Origin of the sequence: Micromonospora sp. CA-111912 (assembly GCF_050948415.1) — a bacterium.
Taxonomy (GTDB): Bacteria; Actinomycetota; Actinomycetes; order Mycobacteriales; family Micromonosporaceae; genus Micromonospora.
On record NZ_CP192007.1, the window covers coordinates 6,022,080 to 6,038,577 of the forward strand.

Annotated in this window: 18 protein-coding genes; 2 read left to right on the forward strand and 16 right to left on the reverse strand. The window is 71.5% G+C overall.

Annotated features, from left to right (window positions below; translation table 11 throughout):
* Window positions 1-20: 20 nt before the first annotated feature.
* Window positions 21-362 carry a VOC family protein gene (locus tag ACQPZO_RS25225; protein WP_433344444.1) on the forward strand — a complete coding sequence of 114 codons (342 nt, stop codon included), beginning with the start codon at window positions 21-23 and terminating at the stop codon, window positions 360-362.
* A gap of 167 nt (window positions 363-529) precedes the next feature.
* On the opposite strand, the gene ACQPZO_RS25230 is transcribed toward ACQPZO_RS25225, so the two are convergent.
* From ACQPZO_RS25230 to ACQPZO_RS25285, 12 genes are all read right to left on the reverse strand, one after another.
* Window positions 530-985 (reverse strand): DUF2550 domain-containing protein, encoded by a 456-nt coding sequence (locus tag ACQPZO_RS25230; protein WP_433344445.1) that lies wholly within the window; start codon window positions 983-985, stop codon window positions 530-532.
* Between the two features lie 12 nt (window positions 986-997).
* On the reverse strand, window positions 998-1,282 hold the full coding sequence (locus ACQPZO_RS25235; protein WP_350884447.1) for a F0F1 ATP synthase subunit epsilon: 285 nt from the start codon (window positions 1,280-1,282) through the stop codon (window positions 998-1,000).
* 113 nt (window positions 1,283-1,395) lie between these two features.
* Complete coding sequence (locus tag ACQPZO_RS25240; RefSeq protein WP_433344446.1) at window positions 1,396-2,541, reverse strand: LCP family protein; 1,146 nt, start codon at window positions 2,539-2,541, stop codon at window positions 1,396-1,398.
* A gap of 213 nt (window positions 2,542-2,754) precedes the next feature.
* Window positions 2,755-4,206, reverse strand: coding sequence for a F0F1 ATP synthase subunit beta (atpD, locus tag ACQPZO_RS25245; protein WP_433344447.1), 1,452 nt, complete (start codon window positions 4,204-4,206; stop codon window positions 2,755-2,757).
* Window positions 4,206-5,135 (reverse strand): F0F1 ATP synthase subunit gamma, encoded by a 930-nt coding sequence (locus ACQPZO_RS25250; RefSeq protein ID WP_433344448.1) that lies wholly within the window; start codon window positions 5,133-5,135, stop codon window positions 4,206-4,208. Before ACQPZO_RS25250 ends, atpD begins: the two co-directional genes overlap by 1 nt.
* Window positions 5,136-5,144: 9 nt before the next feature.
* On the reverse strand, window positions 5,145-6,785 hold the full coding sequence (gene atpA / locus ACQPZO_RS25255; protein WP_433344449.1) for a F0F1 ATP synthase subunit alpha: 1,641 nt from the start codon (window positions 6,783-6,785) through the stop codon (window positions 5,145-5,147).
* 104 nt (window positions 6,786-6,889) lie between these two features.
* Window positions 6,890-7,711 (reverse strand): F0F1 ATP synthase subunit delta, encoded by an 822-nt coding sequence (locus tag ACQPZO_RS25260; RefSeq protein WP_433344450.1) that lies wholly within the window; start codon window positions 7,709-7,711, stop codon window positions 6,890-6,892.
* Window positions 7,711-8,247 (reverse strand): F0F1 ATP synthase subunit B, encoded by a 537-nt coding sequence (locus tag ACQPZO_RS25265; protein WP_433344451.1) that lies wholly within the window; start codon window positions 8,245-8,247, stop codon window positions 7,711-7,713. Before ACQPZO_RS25265 ends, ACQPZO_RS25260 begins: the two co-directional genes overlap by 1 nt.
* A 30-nt stretch (window positions 8,248-8,277) precedes the next feature.
* Window positions 8,278-8,514: an ATP synthase F0 subunit C gene (locus ACQPZO_RS25270; protein WP_117665579.1), complete on the reverse strand. Its 237-nt coding sequence runs from the start codon at window positions 8,512-8,514 to the stop codon at window positions 8,278-8,280.
* 68 nt (window positions 8,515-8,582) lie between these two features.
* A complete protein-coding gene (gene atpB, locus ACQPZO_RS25275; RefSeq protein WP_433344452.1) occupies window positions 8,583-9,380 on the reverse strand; it encodes a F0F1 ATP synthase subunit A in 798 nt (265 codons plus the stop codon).
* An 11-nt stretch (window positions 9,381-9,391) separates the two neighbouring features.
* Window positions 9,392-9,628: an AtpZ/AtpI family protein gene (locus tag ACQPZO_RS25280; RefSeq protein ID WP_433344453.1), complete on the reverse strand. Its 237-nt coding sequence runs from the start codon at window positions 9,626-9,628 to the stop codon at window positions 9,392-9,394.
* A gap of 182 nt (window positions 9,629-9,810) precedes the next feature.
* Window positions 9,811-10,242, reverse strand: coding sequence for a hypothetical protein (locus ACQPZO_RS25285; RefSeq protein WP_433344454.1), 432 nt, complete (start codon window positions 10,240-10,242; stop codon window positions 9,811-9,813).
* A 137-nt stretch (window positions 10,243-10,379) separates the two neighbouring features.
* On the opposite strand from ACQPZO_RS25285, the gene ACQPZO_RS25290 reads away from it, so the two are divergent.
* The gene (locus ACQPZO_RS25290) at window positions 10,380-11,849 is read left to right on the forward strand and encodes an SDR family oxidoreductase (RefSeq protein WP_433344455.1); all 1,470 of its coding nucleotides are present in this window, start codon (window positions 10,380-10,382) and stop codon (window positions 11,847-11,849) included.
* A gap of 28 nt (window positions 11,850-11,877) precedes the next feature.
* On the opposite strand, the gene ACQPZO_RS25295 is transcribed toward ACQPZO_RS25290, so the two are convergent.
* From ACQPZO_RS25295 to prmC, 4 genes are all read right to left on the reverse strand, one after another.
* Window positions 11,878-13,995: a transglycosylase domain-containing protein gene (locus tag ACQPZO_RS25295; protein ID WP_433344456.1), complete on the reverse strand. Its 2,118-nt coding sequence runs from the start codon at window positions 13,993-13,995 to the stop codon at window positions 11,878-11,880.
* Between the two features lie 224 nt (window positions 13,996-14,219).
* On the reverse strand, window positions 14,220-14,831 hold the full coding sequence (locus tag ACQPZO_RS25300) for a phosphotyrosine protein phosphatase (RefSeq protein ID WP_433344457.1): 612 nt from the start codon (window positions 14,829-14,831) through the stop codon (window positions 14,220-14,222).
* Window positions 14,832-15,473, reverse strand: coding sequence for an L-threonylcarbamoyladenylate synthase (locus ACQPZO_RS25305; protein WP_433351241.1), 642 nt, complete (start codon window positions 15,471-15,473; stop codon window positions 14,832-14,834).
* Window positions 15,473-16,474, reverse strand: a complete 1,002-nt coding sequence (gene prmC / locus ACQPZO_RS25310; protein ID WP_433344458.1) for a peptide chain release factor N(5)-glutamine methyltransferase — start codon at window positions 16,472-16,474, stop codon at window positions 15,473-15,475. Before prmC ends, ACQPZO_RS25305 begins: the two co-directional genes overlap by 1 nt.
* Window positions 16,475-16,498 lie beyond the last annotated feature (24 nt).

The following is a 16,498-nucleotide window of genomic DNA, read 5'->3' on the forward strand; positions in this document are numbered from 1 at the left end:
TACCCGACCTGGCCGGCGCGGTGCACGGCTGGAGCTGGCTGCTGGGCGAGCTGGGCTGGACGCCGTTCCAGGAGTGGCCGGCGGGCCGGTCCTGGCGGCTCGGCCCGACGTACCTGGTGCTGGAGGAGTCCCCCGCGCTGTCCGGGCGAAACCACGACCGGCTCGCCCCGGGCCTGAACCACCTGGCCTTCCACACCGGGCCACCGGCCGCCGTGGACCGGCTGGTCGAGGCCGCGCCGGCCCACGGCTGGACGCTGCTCTTCCCGGACCGCCACCCGCACGCCGGTGGCCCAAACACCTACGCGGCCTACCTCACGAATCCCCAGGGCTACGAGATCGAACTGACCGCTTCCCCAACCTGACCCCACACAGCACCCCAGGGTGCCCGCACCCCCAGGCCCCCGGCGATCTTGCAGTTAGGGCCCCGATAGCGCGCCCTTTGTCCGTTACGCCCGGGCCCTAAGTGCAAGATCGCCGGGGCAGGGCAGGGCGGGGACACCGGCCGGGGTGTGGCACGGGGTGGGGTGGGTCAGGCGGCGGGCCAGTCCTGGGATGCCAGGCGGGGCGAGGCCGCTCCGGGTGCGGCGGCCTCGATCCAGGAGAGGAAGCCGGTGACGGTGGATCGGGCCATGGCGATCTCCACCGGGGCGTGCTCACTGGTGCACCGCAGAATCACCCAGTCGGCGGGCATGGAGAGGCGTTCCTGCCCCTCGGGCAGCCGCCGGCGCTCCACCACCAGGGTCTTGCGGGACAGCGCCAGCTTGGGGCGCAGGGCGAAGGAGAACATCCGGTACCACCGGAGTTCATCGCCCGCGAACCGGCCGAAACCGGGCGACCAGCCCCGGCCGTCGAGCATCGTGGAGACCCGGACGCTGAGCCGGATGATCCCGCCGGTACGGGTGACCAGCGCCCGTCGGACGAAGAGAATCAGCAGAGCGGCGATCACGGCGGCGAAGCCGATCCCGATCCCCTCCACGATCTCCATCGGGGGGTCGGCTCAGCGACTCTGCGAGGCGGAGACCGGGGTGGCGCTCTCGGCGAGAACGGTGACACCCTCGCTGCTCACGGAAAGGAAGCCACCGGCCACCTCGTACGAGACCTGCTCGCCGCCGGCCAGCTTGATCCGGACCTGGCCGGGCTCGGCGAGCTGGCCCAGCAGGGGCGCGTGCCCCGGCAGCACACCCAGCTCACCCTCGGTCGTCCGGGCGACGACCATCTCGGCCTCGCCGGACCAGACCTTCTCCTCGACGGCTACGAGCTCGACGTGAAGCTGCTTTGCCACGCTGTCTCCTTGCTGCGGCGGCGGATTGTGGAAAGTCTAGTCGCGCCCCCCGCGGACGCCGAACGCGGGTGGCGTAAGCTGCGCCACCCGCGCCCGGACCACGCCACCGGGCGCTACTTCGTCTTGTTGCGGAAGTCCGGATGCTCCAGCAGGAACGCGTCCAGTTGGTCCTTCTTCAGGGCGGTGAAGAAGTCCTCGGCCTCGGGCAGCAGCCGCTCCCCCCGGTACGCCGACCCGGTGCCGATGTTCTCCGCCGGCAGCTTGATCAGCTCGACGTTGTCGGCGCGCGTGGACTTGAGGGCGATCGCGAAGTCGATCACGCTGCTGCCCCGGCCGTTGAAGATCAGCGACTGCCCGGCGGCCCGGATCACCTTGTCCAGCTTGATCGGGTTGGTCACCACGTCGGCGCTGAACGCCTGGTTGACCATCGCCTTGATGAACTGCTGCTGGTGCCGCTGCCGGCCGTAGTCGGCGTCCGGGACGCCGTTCTTCGGGTACCGCTGCCGGACGTAGTCCAGCGCCTGCCAGCCGTTGAGGTGCTGGTTGCCCTTCTTGTAGACCGCCTGGGGGCCGATGTAGCCATCGCCGTAGGGATTGCCCTTGCGGTGCACCCCGCTCGGCTCGCGGTGCTCGGAGCGCACCTCGCGCTCGATGTACATGTCGACGCCGCCCATCGCGTCGACGATCTTCTGGAAGCCGGTGAAGTTGATGATCGCGCCGCCGTCGAAGCGCTCGATCCCGGTCACCTGCTGCACGGTCTTGGCCAACAACTCGAAGCCGCGGGCGGCGTCGGGGTTCTGCCCAGGCACCCGACTGCCGTACGACATCGCGGCGTTGAGCTTGTCGGTGCCGCCGTGGAAATCCGCCTTGCTGAACTTCGGGATCTCGACCCGCAGGTCGCGGGGGAGCGAGAAGAGGTACGCCCGGTCCAGCTCGGTCGACACGTGCAGCACCATGACCGAGTCCGCCAGCGGCGGGGTCTCCGCATCGCGCGGGTCGATGCCCACCAGCAGGATGTTGAGCGGGCCCTTGATGTTGCTCTTGCGCTCCTGGGCGCCCGCGGCCTGGTCGCCGAACAGGTCGCCCTTGCCGACCGCGCCCTCGTACCGGGACACCAGCGCCTCGTAGCCCACCAGCACCGCGCCGCTGAGCAGCATGAGCGCGGCGCCGAACACCGTGCACATCCGCGCCCACCTTGGCACGCCAGACCACACCGACGGCTTCTTCCCGCCGCCCTTACCGGCCTTACCCACGAGCATCTCCGTTCGTCACGCCCACGAAGAGGAGACGGGCGCACGCAGCCGAAAGGTTGCAGTATTTGTCACTCGCCGGGGGACGGCGTGGATCGACGGTACCCCGCCCACGTCATAACCACCGGCTCGGCAACCGGACAGCGGAGATCATAGGGCCTGTAGATGAGCGAAGACCGCCCCGGTGGCTACCGGGGCGGTCTTCGATGGTGTGACGGCCGTCTACTTCATCAGCTCCGCGGCCTTCTGCTCCAGGTCCTGCAGACCACCGCACATGAAGAAGGCCTGCTCGGGGAAGTGGTCGTACTCGCCCTCGCTGATCTTCTTGAACGCCTCAATGGTCTCGGCGATCGGGACCGTCGAACCCGGCACGCCGGTGAACTGCTCGGCGGCGTAGGTGTTCTGCGACAGGAAGCGCTCGATCCGCCGCGCGCGCTGCACGGTGATCTTGTCTTCCTCGGAGAGCTCCTCGATGCCGAGGATGGCGATGATGTCCTGCAGGTCCTTGTACTTCTGCAGGATCCGCTTCACCTCGGTGGCGACCGCGAAGTGCTCGGCGCCGACGAACTCCGGGGCGAGGATCCGGGACGAGGACGCCAGCGGGTCCACGGCCGGGTAGATGCCCTTGTCGGAGATCGACCGCTCCAGGTTGGTGGTCGCGTCGAGGTGGGCGAACGTGGTGGCCGGGGCGGGGTCGGTGTAGTCGTCCGCCGGCACGTAGATCGCCTGCAGCGAGGTGATGGCCTGGCCCCGGACGGAGGTGATCCGCTCCTGGAGCTCGCCCATCTCGTCGGCCAGGGTCGGCTGGTAACCCACGGCGCTCGGCATGCGGCCGAGCAGGGTGGAGACCTCGGAGCCGGCCTGGGTGAAGCGGAAGATGTTGTCGATGAAGAGCAGCACCTCCTGCTTCTTCACATCGCGGAAGTACTCCGCCATGGTCAGCGCGGAGAGGGCGACGCGCAGCCGGGTGCCCGGCGGCTCGTCCATCTGACCGAAGACCAACGCGGTCTTGTCGATGACACCGGACTCGGTCATCTCGGCGATGAGGTCGTTGCCCTCACGGGTGCGCTCACCCACGCCGGCGAAGACCGACGTGCCACCGAAGTTGTTCGCCACGCGGGTGATCATTTCCTGGATGAGCACCGTCTTGCCCACGCCCGCGCCGCCGAACAGGCCGATCTTGCCGCCCTTGACGTACGGGGCGAGCAGGTCGATGACCTTGATGCCGGTCTCCAGCATCTCGGTCTTCGGCTCCAGGTCCGCGAAGGCCGGGGCCTTGCGGTGGATGCCCCACCGGTCGTCGGCGTTCAGCGTCTCGCCCTCGGTGAGGTTGAGACACTCGCCGAGGGCGTTGAAGACGTGGCCCTTGACCGCGTCGCCCACCGGCACGGTGATCGGCGAGCCGGTGTCGCGCACCTCGGTGCCGCGGACCAGGCCGTCGGTCGGCTGCATCGAGATCGCGCGGACCAGGTTGTCACCCAGGTGCTGGGCGACCTCCAGGGTCAGCGTCTTCTCACCGCCGGAGAGCATCACGGTGACGTGCAGGGCGTTGAACAGGGCCGGCATGGCGTCGCGCGGGAACTCGGCGTCGACGACCGGGCCGATGACCCGGACCACGCGACCCGTGGCCGTCTTGGTCTCAGCTGGTCCACCAGCAACTGCGGATACAGTCATCACACTTCACTTCCCGACGCGGCGAGCGCGTTCGCGCCGCCGACGATCTCGCTGATCTCCTGGGTGATCCCGGCCTGGCGGGCCGAGTTCATCTCACGCGTGTACTTCTCGATCATCTCTTCGGCGTTGTCGGTGGCGCTCTTCATCGCCCGCCGTCGGGCCGCCGACTCGCTCGCCGCCGACTCCAGCAACGCCGCGTAGATCCGCGTGTTGATGTACTTCGGCAGCAGCGCGTCGAGCAGCACCTCCGCCTCCGGCTCGAACTCGTACGCCGGGAGCAGGCCCTCCGACCTCGGCCGGTCCTCGACCTGCATCGGGCCGATGATTTTCGCGACCGGGTTCTGGGTCATCAGGGAGTGGAACTCGGTGTAGACGATGTGCAGCTCGTCGACCCCCAGCACCCCGTCCGCCCCGGCGTCGCCGTCGGTGTCGTCCGCGCCGGCGGTGAACGCCTTGATCAGCGTCTCACCCACCTCGCGGGCGTCGGCGAACGTCGGCTGCTCCGAGAAGCCCGTCCAGTTCGCCTCGATCGGCCATTCCCGGAACCGGTAGAACGCGACGCCCTTGCGGCCGATGACGTAGAGCACGGGCTCCTTGCCCTCGGCGCGCAGCCGGGCGATCAGCGACTGCGCCGTCTTGATCGCGTTGGAGCTGTAACCGCCGGCCAGGCCCCGGTCGCTGGTGACCAGCAGGACGCCCGCCCGCCGCACCTGCTCACGCGCGGTGAGCAGCGGGTGGTCGATCCGGGCGTTGGACGCCAGCGCGGTGAGCACGCCGGTGATGGCCTGGGAGTACGGCAGGGACGCCTGCACCCGGGCCTGGGCCTTGGCGATCCGGCTCGTCGCCACGAGCTCCATCGCCTTGGTGATCTTCTTCATCCCCTTCGCCGACCGGATCCGTTGACGAAGAACGCGTACCTGGGCCGCCATGAGTCAGCCCTACTGCTTCTCGGCGTTGCCGCGGTAGCGGGTCACCGTCTCGCGGTTCTGCTCGCCCTCCAGCGGGGCGGCCGGGGCCTCGTTGATCCGGGCCTCGTCCTCCTTGCCCAGGAACGTCTGCTTGAAGCTGACGATTGCCTGGTCGAGGGTGGAGATCACCTCGTCGTTCCACGTGTTGTCGGCGATCGCCACGAGGGCACCCTCGTGCTTGTGCCGCAGGTACTGGAGGAACTCCGACTCGAAGCGGCGGACCTCGCCGACCGGGATGTCGTCGAGCTTGCCCTCGGTGCCGGCCCAGACCGTGACGACCTGCTCCTGCACCGGGTACGGCGAGTAGTTGGGCTGCTTGAGCAGCTCGACCAGGCGGGAACCGCGGTCCAACTGGGCCCGGGAGGTCTTGTCCAGGTCGGAGGCGAAGGCGGCGAACGCCTCCAGCTCACGGAACTGGGCCAGGTTCAGCCGCAGCGAACCGGCGACCTTGCGCATCGGCTTCACCTGCGCGGCGCCACCGACCCGGGAGACCGAGGTGCCGACGTTGATGGCCGGCCGGACGCCCTGGTTGAACAGGTCGGTCTCGAGGAAGATCTGGCCGTCGGTGATGGAAATGACGTTGGTCGGGATGAAGGCCGAGATGTCGTTGGCCTTCGTCTCGATGATCGGCAGACCGGTCATCGAGCCGCCGCCCAGCTCGTCGGAGAGCTTCGCGCAGCGCTCCAGCAGCCGGGAGTGCAGGTAGAAGACGTCACCCGGGTACGCCTCGCGGCCCGGCGGGCGGCGCAGCAGCAGCGACACGGCGCGGTACGCCTCGGCCTGCTTGCTCAGGTCGTCGAAGACGATCAGGACGTGCTTGCCGCCGTACATCCAGTGCTGTCCGATGGACGAGCCGGTGTACGGGGCCAGGTACTTGAAGCCAGCCGGGTCGGAGGCCGGGGAGGCGACGATGGTGGTGTACTCCAGCGCGCCCGCCTCCTCCAGGACGCCCTTGATCGAGGCGACCGTGGAGGCCTTCTGGCCGATGGCGACGTAGATGCAGCGGACCTGCTTCTTCGGGTCGCCGGAGCGCCAGTTGTCCCGCTGGTTGAGGATGGTGTCCAGCGCGACCGTGGTCTTGCCGGTCTTGCGGTCACCGATGATCAGCTGCCGCTGGCCCCGGCCGATCGGGGTCATGGCGTCGATCGCCTTGATCCCGGTCTGCAGCGGCTCGTCGACGGACTGCCGGGACATCACGTTCGGAGCCTGGAGCTCCAGCTCGCGGAAGCCCTCGTTGGCGATGTCGCCGAGACCGTCGATCGGCTGGCCGAGCGCGTTGACCACGCGGCCGAGGAAGGCGTCGCCGACCGGCACGGAGAGCACCCGGCCGGTGCGCTTGACGCGCTGGCCCTCTTCGAGCTTCGCGGAGTCGCCGAGGACGACGACACCGATCTCCCGGACGTCGAGGTTCAGTGCGACGCCGAGCGTGCCGTCCTCGAACTCCAGGAGCTCGTTGGTCATGGTCGAGGGCAGGCCCTCGACGTGGGCGATGCCGTCGCCGGTGTCGGCAACGGTGCCGACCTCCTCGCGGGAGACATCGGGCGAGTAGGAGGAGACGTAGCGCTCCAGGGCGCCGCGGATCTCCTCCGTCGAGATGGTCAGCTCGGCCATCCTCTGCTTCCTTAAATTTCAGGGGCCCGGGATACCTAGTACCGACCGGTCCGAATGGCGTCTGTCAATCCGGGCGCTTCGCGGGGTGTGCCAGCGGGCGCCGGTCAGCGCTTAGCGAGCGCGTTGCGGGTCTCGTTGAGGCGGCGCAGGACGGTGCCGTCGTACAGGTCGGAGCCGACCCGGACGCTGACGCCACCGAGGATCGTGGGGTCCACCGCCTGCTTGACGGAAACCTCTCGACCGTACATCGCGGAGAGACGGGCACCGAGCCGGCGCTCGTCCTCGTCACTCAACGGGGCCGCCACGGTCACGTACGCGACCTGCCGGTCCCGCCGGTCGGCGGTGAGCTCGACCAGCCGGGTGACCGAACCGGTGAAGGACCGCCCGCCGAACCCGCCCAGCGCCACCTCGACGAGGCGGACGGTGATCGGGCTGGCCTTGCCGGTCAGCAGCTCGCGGGCCAGCGCGGCCCGCCGCTCGACCGGGGCGACCGGGTCGGACAGCGCCGCGGAGAGCGCGGGCTGGCCGGCGACCACCTGACCGAAGCGGAACAGCTCGTCCTCGACCTCGCCCAGGTCGCCGGACGCGTCGGCGCTGGCCAGCAGCGCCTCCACGCCCAGTCGCTCGGTGCCGTCGAGCAGTTCCGACGGCGCCGACCACCGGCCGGACGCCAGCCCGGTGAGCAGGTCGAGCGCGCCCGCGCCGACCTTCCCCCGGAGCATGTCGCCGAGCAGCCCGGCGCGGTCCGCGCCCGGCCGGGCCGGGTCGGACAGCGCCCGGCGCAGCCGCGGCTCGCGCCGCAGCAGGCCGGCGACGGCGAGCAGGTCGTCGGCGGTGGCGGCCACCGCCGACGGCTCCGCACCCCGTGCGTACGCCGCCAGGCGCTCGGTCGCGGCCCGGTACGACTCCCGGCTGGCGGCCTGCATCAGCGGGCCCCCGTGCTCTCGAGGCCGCTGAGGAACCGGTCGACGGTGCCCTTGCGGCGGGCCTCGTCGGCCAACGACTCGCCGACGATCTTGCTGGCCAGGTCGACCGCGATCGTGCCGACCTCCGTGCGCAGCTCGCGCACGATGGTGGCCCGCTCGGCGGCGAGCTGCTCCTTGCCGGCCGCGATGACCCGGTCGGACTCCTCCCGCGCCTTGGCGAGGATGTCCTGGCGGATGCCCTCGGCGTCGGCCCGGGCGTCGTCCCGGATCCGGGCGGCGTCGTTACGCGCCTCGGCGAGCTGCGCGCGGTACTGCTCGAGGAGCTGGTTGGCCTCGGCCTGGGCGGCCTCGGCGCGCTTGATGCCGCCCTCGATCGCGTCCACCCGGGCCTGGAACGTCTGCTCCATGCGGGGGAAGACGAACTTCATCAGCACGAAGCAGAGCACGGCGAAGGCCACGGACCCAACCACGATCTCCTGCCAGATCGGGATGATCGGGTTGTGCGACTCACCACCCTCAGCGGCGAGGAAGAACATGGGTGACCTCCCGGTCGAAGGGGGGCGGGATTAGGAGAGCGTGCCCTGCCAGATGAAGCCGAACGCGATGCCCAGCAGCGCGAGCGCCTCGATGACGGCGAAGCCGATCCAGACGTACGGCAGGGTCATCTTCGACGACTCCGGCTGACGGGCCGTCGACTGGATGTAGGCGGCGAAGACCAGGCCGACACCGATGCCCGGGCCGATGGCCGCGAGACCGTAGCCGATGGCGGCGGTGCTGCCCTCTACCGCGGCGTAGATGTCCATTAGTGGGTTCCTCCTGGTTATCACGCGTGACGGTCACGCGGGACGACAACTGGTTGGTGCAAGGTGGATCAGTGCTCGTCGGCGAGCGCGCCCTGTACGTAGCTGGCGCTGAGCACCGTGAAGACGTAGGCCTGGAGGCAGATCACCAGGAACTCGAGGAAGGTGAGCGCGATGGTCATCACCCAGGACAGCACCGAGACCGGGGCCAGCCAGGCGTTGGCGCTCAGCATCGCGAAGCCGCCGAGCGTGAAGACCAGCAGGAGCATGTGGCCGGCGAACATGTTCGCGAAGAGACGGACGGCCAGCGAGAACGGCCGGACCAGGAAGGTCGAGAAGAGCTCGATCGGGATCAGCAGCGGCAGGATGTACCACGGTGCCGGCGGGATCAGGGAGTTCTTGAAGTACTTCACGAAGCCGTGCTTGCGGATGCCGATGTAGTTGAACAGCACGTAGCTGATCGCGGCCAGGACGGCCGGGAACGCGATGTGCGAGTTCGGCGAGATCTGGAAGAACGGCAGGATCGCGAAGAAGTTCGTCAGCAGGACGAAGCAGAAGAGCGTGGTGAAGTACGGCGCGAACCGCACCCCCGCGTGCCCGATCATGTCGACGGCGATGTTGTTCCGCACGAAGCCGTAGATCGACTCGGCGAGCCACTGCTTCTTCGTCGGCACGAGCTGCGGCTTCCGGTACGTGACCAGGAAGAAGATGATCAGGATGCCGACGGCGATCCAGACCATGGCCGTGATCTTGGTGAACCAGTACGAGTCGTGCGCACCCCAGGGGAGGATGCTGGGCAGGTAGAAATCGTCCACGCTGGGTGGGAATGCTGCCTCGCCCTGTGCCAGGACGTTCGCCTGTCCGAACACCGCGTCCCTTCCTAAGTAGGCGTGCCGAGCCGGCGGATGACCAGGATGATCCCCCCGGCCATGCCGAGCACGACGCCGATCCCGGTGGCGATGCCGCCGGTGTCGAGCCACTGGTCGACCAGCCAGCCGATGAAGCCCCAGACGAGCATGCCCCCGATGAGGTACGAGAGCGCGGTCCAACCCTGGCCGGCACCGGTCGGTATGTCGTCCGGGCCGCCGCTGGGTCGGGGGGTTTGGTCACCAGCCATGACGGGGCGAACGATATCAGTCGGGAAAACGAGGCTGTGCCTCACCCCCCGCACAACTGTCGTTGTGTGGGCCTCGGGCGGGCAGTTCGTCTGGGGGCACGCTACTCCCCTTCCGCCACCCAGAGAATGACCGGCATCGGACACATTCGCGCGTCGTGCCGAGCAGTGGGACGCCGGCGGCGTCAGGCCCTGGTCCGGCGCGTGTGGACCGTGCTGATCCACCAGACGTGCGCGCCGGTCCAGACCGCCACGCCGACGGCGATGCCGAGGCAGAGCGGGAGCAGCCCGGCCCACCCGGTCGACGCGACCGCCACCATCACGCCACCCAGAAGGGTGAACTTGGCGGCGTAGAGGCCGAGGCCGAACGGCAGCACGAGCTGCGGGTTCCGCGCGTCCGCCCAGGCCAGCACCACCGTGGTGAGGGTGTAGCTGACCACCGTGACCGCCACCCCGGCGGCCACGCCGAGCGCCGCGTCGGCACCGCCGAGGACGCCGCCGGCCACCGCGCCGATGGCCGCCACCACGGCGGATACGACCAGCAGCACCGGCAGGTGGCGCAGCCGCCAGCCGCGGTCGTCGGCCACGTGCGCCGCGTCCACCCCGCGCTCAGCCACGGTGGTACGCCCCGAAGGCGGCAACCAGCTCGGCGATCGCCGGACCGGCGGCGGCGAGCTGCTCGAAGTCCGGCCCCCAGAAGGTGCTCGTCGCGTTCTTCACAACGAGGAAGTCTATGGGCCGCACACTGGTGGCTGTGAGATGCCTCGTCACGGGTGCGACCGGGTACATCGGCGGGCGGCTCGCGCCCAGGCTGCTGGCGGACGGGCACCAGGTGCGCTGTCTGGCCCGCAGGGCCGGCCGGCTGCGCGACGTGCCGTGGGCGTCGCGGGCCGAGATCGCCGAGGGCGACCTGCGCAGACCGGAGACCCTGCCGGCCGCGTTCGCGGGCGTGGACGTCGCGTACTACCTGGTGCACTCACTCGGTCAGGCCGGCTTCGAGGCGGCCGACCGGGAGGCCGCGGCCAACTTCGCCGCCGCGGCCCGCGCCGCGGGTGTACGCCGGATCGTCTACCTCGGTGGGCCGGAGCCGAACGCCGACGGCGAGGTCTCGTCGCCGCACCTGCGGTCCCGGGCGGAGGTGGCGCGGATCCTGCTGGCCAGCGGTGTGCCGACGGCCGTGCTCCGGGCAGCGGTGATCATCGGGTCCGGCTCGGCCTCGTTCGAGATGCTGCGCCACCTCACCGAGCGGCTGCCCGTGATGGTCACCCCGCGCTGGGTCCGCAACCGGATCCAGCCGATCGCCGTCCGGGACGTGCTGCGCTACCTGACGGGCTGCGTCGCGCTGCCGCCGGAGGTGAACCGGGCCTTCGACATCGGCGGCCCGGACGTGCTCACCTTCCAGGACATGATGCGGCGCTACGCCCGGGTGGCCGGGCTGCCCCGGCGGATCATCGTCCCGGTGCGGCCGCTGACCCCGGCGCTCTCCTCGCACTGGGTCGGGCTGATCACCCCGGTGCCGAACGCCATCGCCCGGCCGCTGGTGGAGAGCCTGGTGCAGGAGGCGGTCGCCCACGAGCACGACATCGCCCGGTACGTCCCCGACCCGCCGGGCGGGCTGACCCGCTTCGACGAGGCCGTCGCGCTGGCGCTGGCGAAGGTCCGCGACGCCGAGGTGGAGACCCGCTGGTCCACCGCGAGCGGGCCGGACGCCCCGGCCGAGCCGCTGCCCAGCGACCCGGCGTGGTCCGGCGGCACCGTCTACACCGATGAGCGGGAACGGGCCGTGGCCGCCCCGGCGGACGCGCTGTGGCGGGTGATCGAGGGGGTCGGTGGGGAGCACGGCTGGTACTCGTTCCCGCTGGCCTGGTCGGTGCGCGGGTGGCTGGACCGGCTGATCGGTGGGGTGGGGCTGCGCCGGGGCAGGCGCGACCCGCACCGCCTCCAGGTCGGTGAGGCGCTGGACTTCTGGCGGGTCGAGGAGATCGTCCCGGGCGAGCTGCTGCGGCTGCGCGCCGAGATGCGGCTGCCCGGCCGGGCCTGGCTGGAGATGCGCGTCGAGCCCGGCGAGGCCGGCGCGAGCCGCTACGTGCAGCGCGCGGTCTTTCTCCCGCATGGCCTGGCCGGTCACGCCTACTGGGGCTCGGTCTTCCCGTTCCACGCGGTCGTCTTCGGCGGCATGGCCCGCAACATCGCCCGCAACGCCGAACGCCCCGCCCCTGACTGACCCACGTCAACCCACGTCGATCCTGAGGTCAGTCGCCGGTGCGGGCGCCCGTGACACGGAAGGCGACCGACTCGCCGGGCGGGACGAAGTCGCGGACCGGCTCGTCCCGGAGGGTGTCGTACAGGACCCTGCCGACTACGTCGACCAGGCGGGCCTGGACCGCCTTGCCGACCGCGTCACGCGGGTCGTCGGGGTTCGCCGCGATCGAGGCGACGGCGAGCTGCGGGGTGAAGGCCACGACGGTCTCCGTCCCGTTCCCGTCCGAGCTGCCGGTCTTGCCCGCCACCGGCCGGCCGAGCCGGGAGCGCAGGTCGGCGGCGGTGCCGCCGGCGCAGCGGCGGTACATCGACTGGTCGCCGACCGGGCAGCGGGCGGCGTCCGCCGCGCCCCGGGCCACGTCGACGTCGAGCACCTGCCGGCAGTCCGGGCGACCGGCGGCGGCCGCCCGGCCACCGCCGTCGGTGATCGACAACACCGGCGTGGGCGCGCACCACCTGCCCTCCGCGGCAACCGCGGCGTACGCACCGGCCAGGTCGAGCGGGGTGGTGGCGGTGACCCCCAAGGTGAACGGCCCCCACTCCCGCGCGCCGTACCGGGCCATCCGGGCGTCGGACTCGGCGCGGAACCGGATGCCGAGCCGCTCGGCCATCTCCACCACCCGGTCCGCGCCCACCCGCTCGGTCAGCCAGGCGAAGTAGGTGTTCACCGAGCGGCCGAAGGCGTCCCACATGGTGCGGTAACCGTTCATCCCGACGGGGTCGGCGTTGACCGGGCACCACCGGCCGTCACATTCGGCGGAGCCGCCGGTGACCGGGAACCGGGTGACGATGCGGGACGGGGAGTCGAACCCGGTGTCCAGCGGCAGGCCGGCCTCCAGCGCGGCGAGCACGGCGAAGATCTTGAACGTCGAGCCGGCCTGGTAGCCGGTGATCGCCCCGCCCCCGGCGACGAGCTGGTTGACCGTGTTCGGGCGGTTCTTCCAGCCCGGCGGGTTCTCGGCCACGCCGTAGTTCCGGTTCACCGCCAGGGCGAGGACCCGCCCGGTGCCGGGCTGCACCACCGCGGTCGGCGCGGCTCGGCGGTCGTCGACGTCGTACACCTTCCGCACCTGCTCGGTGGCGGTCCGCTGCACGGCCGGGTCGAGGGAGGCGACGATCCGGAAGCCGCCCCGGCGCAGGGTGCGCTGCCGCTCGTCGGCCGTGGCGCCGAAGGCCGGCTGCTCGCTCCACCAACGGGTGAACCAGTCGCAGAAGAATCCCCAGTCCTCGTGCCCCTTCGGGACGGCCGCGCAGTCGTTCGGCGTCGTGCTGGTCTTCAGCGTCAGCGGCTCGGCCTGCGCCGCCGCGGCCACGTCGGGCGCGACCTTGCCGGTCTCGACCAGCCGGTCCAGCACGTACGCCCGACGCAGCAGCGCCGCGTCGGCGTCGCCGTTGATCGGGTCGTCGGTGTTCGGCGAGCGGACCAGCCCGGCGAGCATGGCCGCCTCGGCCAGGGTGAGCTTCGCCGGCGGCTTCGAGAAGTACCGCTTGCTGGCGGCGGCCACCCCGTACGCCCCGGCGCCGAAGTAGGCGATGTTGAGGTAGCCGGCGAGGATCTGCTCCTTGCTCAGCTCTTGTTCCAGCGCCAGGGCGTACCGCATCTCCTTGAGCTTGCGGGCGACGGTGATCTCGGTGGCCTTGGCCCGCTCCTCCTCGGTGAGCGCCGGGTCGCTGGCCAGCACGTTGCGCACGTACTGCATGGTCAGCGTGGAAGCGCCCTGCCGGGTGCCGTCGCGCTGGTTGGCGGTGAACGCCCGGACCACGCCCCGCGCGTCGACGCCCCGGTGCTGGTGGAAGCGGACGTCCTCGGCGGCGACGATGGCCTGGCGCATCACCGGCGCCACCTCGCTGAGCGGCACGTCCACCCGGTCCTCGGTGTAGAACGAGGTGATCAGGGTGGTGCCGTCGTTGGCGTAGAGGTTGGAACGCTGGGCCGTGGGCGGCGTGCGCAGCGAATCGGGCAACTCGGACCAGGGCTCGGTGAGCCCCCGCACGCCGATCCCGAAGACCAGGGCGGCCGGCAGGGCCGCCACGGCCAGTGCCAGCCCGGCGAGCACCCCGGCGATCACGATGGTCATCAGCTTGTCGAGACGGCGGACCCGGATCATCAGCTCTCCCCGCAGGAGCCAGCGTGCGAACCCGTTCAGAATGACCCGGAAGCCACCAGGCGCCCCCGGTTTTCCCCAAAGGGGGACAAGTTTCGCGAGAAAAGCACGCGACGCGCCGCGGGACGCGCGGGACGACCGACTTGACGCGCGGGACGACTGTCCCGGCCAGGTCGGACGGCGGGCGGGTGGCGGTAGGACCGGGCGGTGGTAGGCGGGGGCGGGTGTCAGGGCAGCAGGGCGACGGCCAACGGGTGGACGGTCTCCTCGATCTCGTCGGCCACCCGGCTGAAGCACTGGTCGCCCCGCCCCCACGGGTCGTCGAGGTCGTCGGTGCGCAGCGAGGACGTGCCCTGCCGGGCTGCGTGCGCGGCGGCGACCAGGGCCACCCCACGCGCGTACACCGCGTCGGGGACGGGCTCGGCGGCCGGCAGCGCGGCGGCGTCCACCGCCGCCAGCAGCCGACCGAACTCGCCCAGCACGAAGGTGCGGGCGGCGGCGTCGGGGCGCAGCGCCACCACGTACTCCTGCTGGTCGGCGGTGGCGGTGAGGACCAGGTCGGCGGCGTCGATCTGGTCGGAGCGCAGCTTGCGGGCGGCGAAGCCGTCCACGTCGCCGCCCCGGGAGAGCACCTGCCGGGCGGCCGGCGGGTTCATCTCCTCCCCCGCGTGCCAGCCGCCGGTGCCGGCGCTGTGGCTGTGCAGCAGCCCGTCCGCGCCGGTCGGGTCGACGCCGCGCCGGGTCAGCCGCTCGCGGACGGCCAGCGCCAACAGCCGCTCCGCCATCGGCGAGCGGCAGATGTTGCCCATGCAGACGTGCAGGACGGTGAACGGCGGCACTCAGCCCACCCGGCTCTCAACGATGTCGGGCACGACGTCCCGCAGCTTCTCGAACGGGATCCCCCCGGCGCGCAGCACCCGGGGCACCTCGCCGGTGAGGTCGACGATGGTGCTCGGCACCGGGTCCGGGCAGGGCCCGGCCTCCAGGTACGCCCGGACGGCGTAGCTGAGCTGCTCACGGGCCTCCTCGGCGGTGACCGTCGCCGGCTGGCCGAGCTTGTTGGCCGACGCCACCGCCATCGGGCCGGTCTCCCGCAGCACCTCCAGGGCCACCGGGTGCAGCGGCATCCGCACGGCGACCGTGCCGCCGTCGCCCAGGTCCCACGACAGGCTCGGCGAGTGCTCCACCACGATGGTGAGCGCGCCCGGCCAGAACGCCTCGACCAGGTCGCGGGCCGCCCGGGGCAGCGTGAAGACCAGCCCGTCGAGGGTGTGCCGGGAGCCGATCAGCACCGACGACGTCTGCCGGGTGCCACCCTTGGCGTCCGAGAGGGCCTTGACGGCATACGGCGTGAAGGCGTCGGCGCCGATCCCGTAGACCGTGTCCGTCGGCAGGACGACCAGCTCGCCGTTCTTGACAGCCTCGATGGCAGCGGCGATGCCGCGGTCCCGGTCGGCAGGCGACCGGCAGTCGTAGAGCATCACGAGGAGCCAGTCTGCCACGTGCGGGGCCCGTCGGTGTCCTCGGCGTGACCAGGTGCCACGGGCGCGGACTCCCGGCGGCGGCGGGCGGTGGCGAACCGGGGCCGTCCGGCCAGGTCCCGGTGCTCCTCGACCGCCTCGTACCGGCCGTCAGCGGCGAGCAGCGCCGGCAGCACCGCGCCGTGCGTGTCGTCGTGCTCGACCCCGAGCACCCCGCCGGGGCGCAGCAGCTCGGCGGCCCGGGCGAGCACCGGCCGGATCACGTCCAGCCCGTCCGCCCCGCCGAACACCGCCTCGTCCGGGTCGTGCACCGCCACCTCGGGCGGAACGAGCACCGCGCGCGGCACGTACGGCGGGTTGCACAGCAGCACATCCACCCGCCCGGTCAGCCCGGCCAGCAGCTCCGGGTCGGTGACGTCGGCGGCCACCACCTCGATCGGCCGGTCCCCGGCGGCGGCCCGGTCGGCGGCGTTGCGGCGCAGCCAGGCCAGCGCGGCCGGCGACCGTTCCACCGCCACCACCCGGGCGGCGGGCGCCTCCTGGGCGACCGCGAGGGCGATCGCGCCCGACCCGCTGCACAGGTCGACCACCAGCGGCCCGTCGCCCACCCCGGGCGTCTCGCCCGCCCCGGGCCGCAGCCGGGCCCGGTCGACGCCCCAGCCGGCGAGCAGCTCCGTCTCCGGCCGGGGCACGAAGACGCCCGGCCCGACCGCCAGCTCCAGGTGCCGGAAGCCGGCGCTGCCGGTGAGGTGCTGCAACGGCTCCCTGGACGCCCGGCGGGCGACCAGGGCGTCGTACCGGTCGAGCTGGCCGGCCGTGAGGCCGTCGGCCAGCGCCAGCCGCCCCCGGGGTACGCCCAGCACGTGCGCGGCGAGCAGCTCGGCCTCGGCGCGGGACGCCTCGACGCCGGCCGCGGCGAGGGTCCGCGCGGCGCGGGCAACCGCCACCGAGGGCCGAAGCCGTTCTGACCCTTCGGACGGGTGTTGCGGAAGGGAGGTCACGACATAATCATGAAGCGTCGCCGG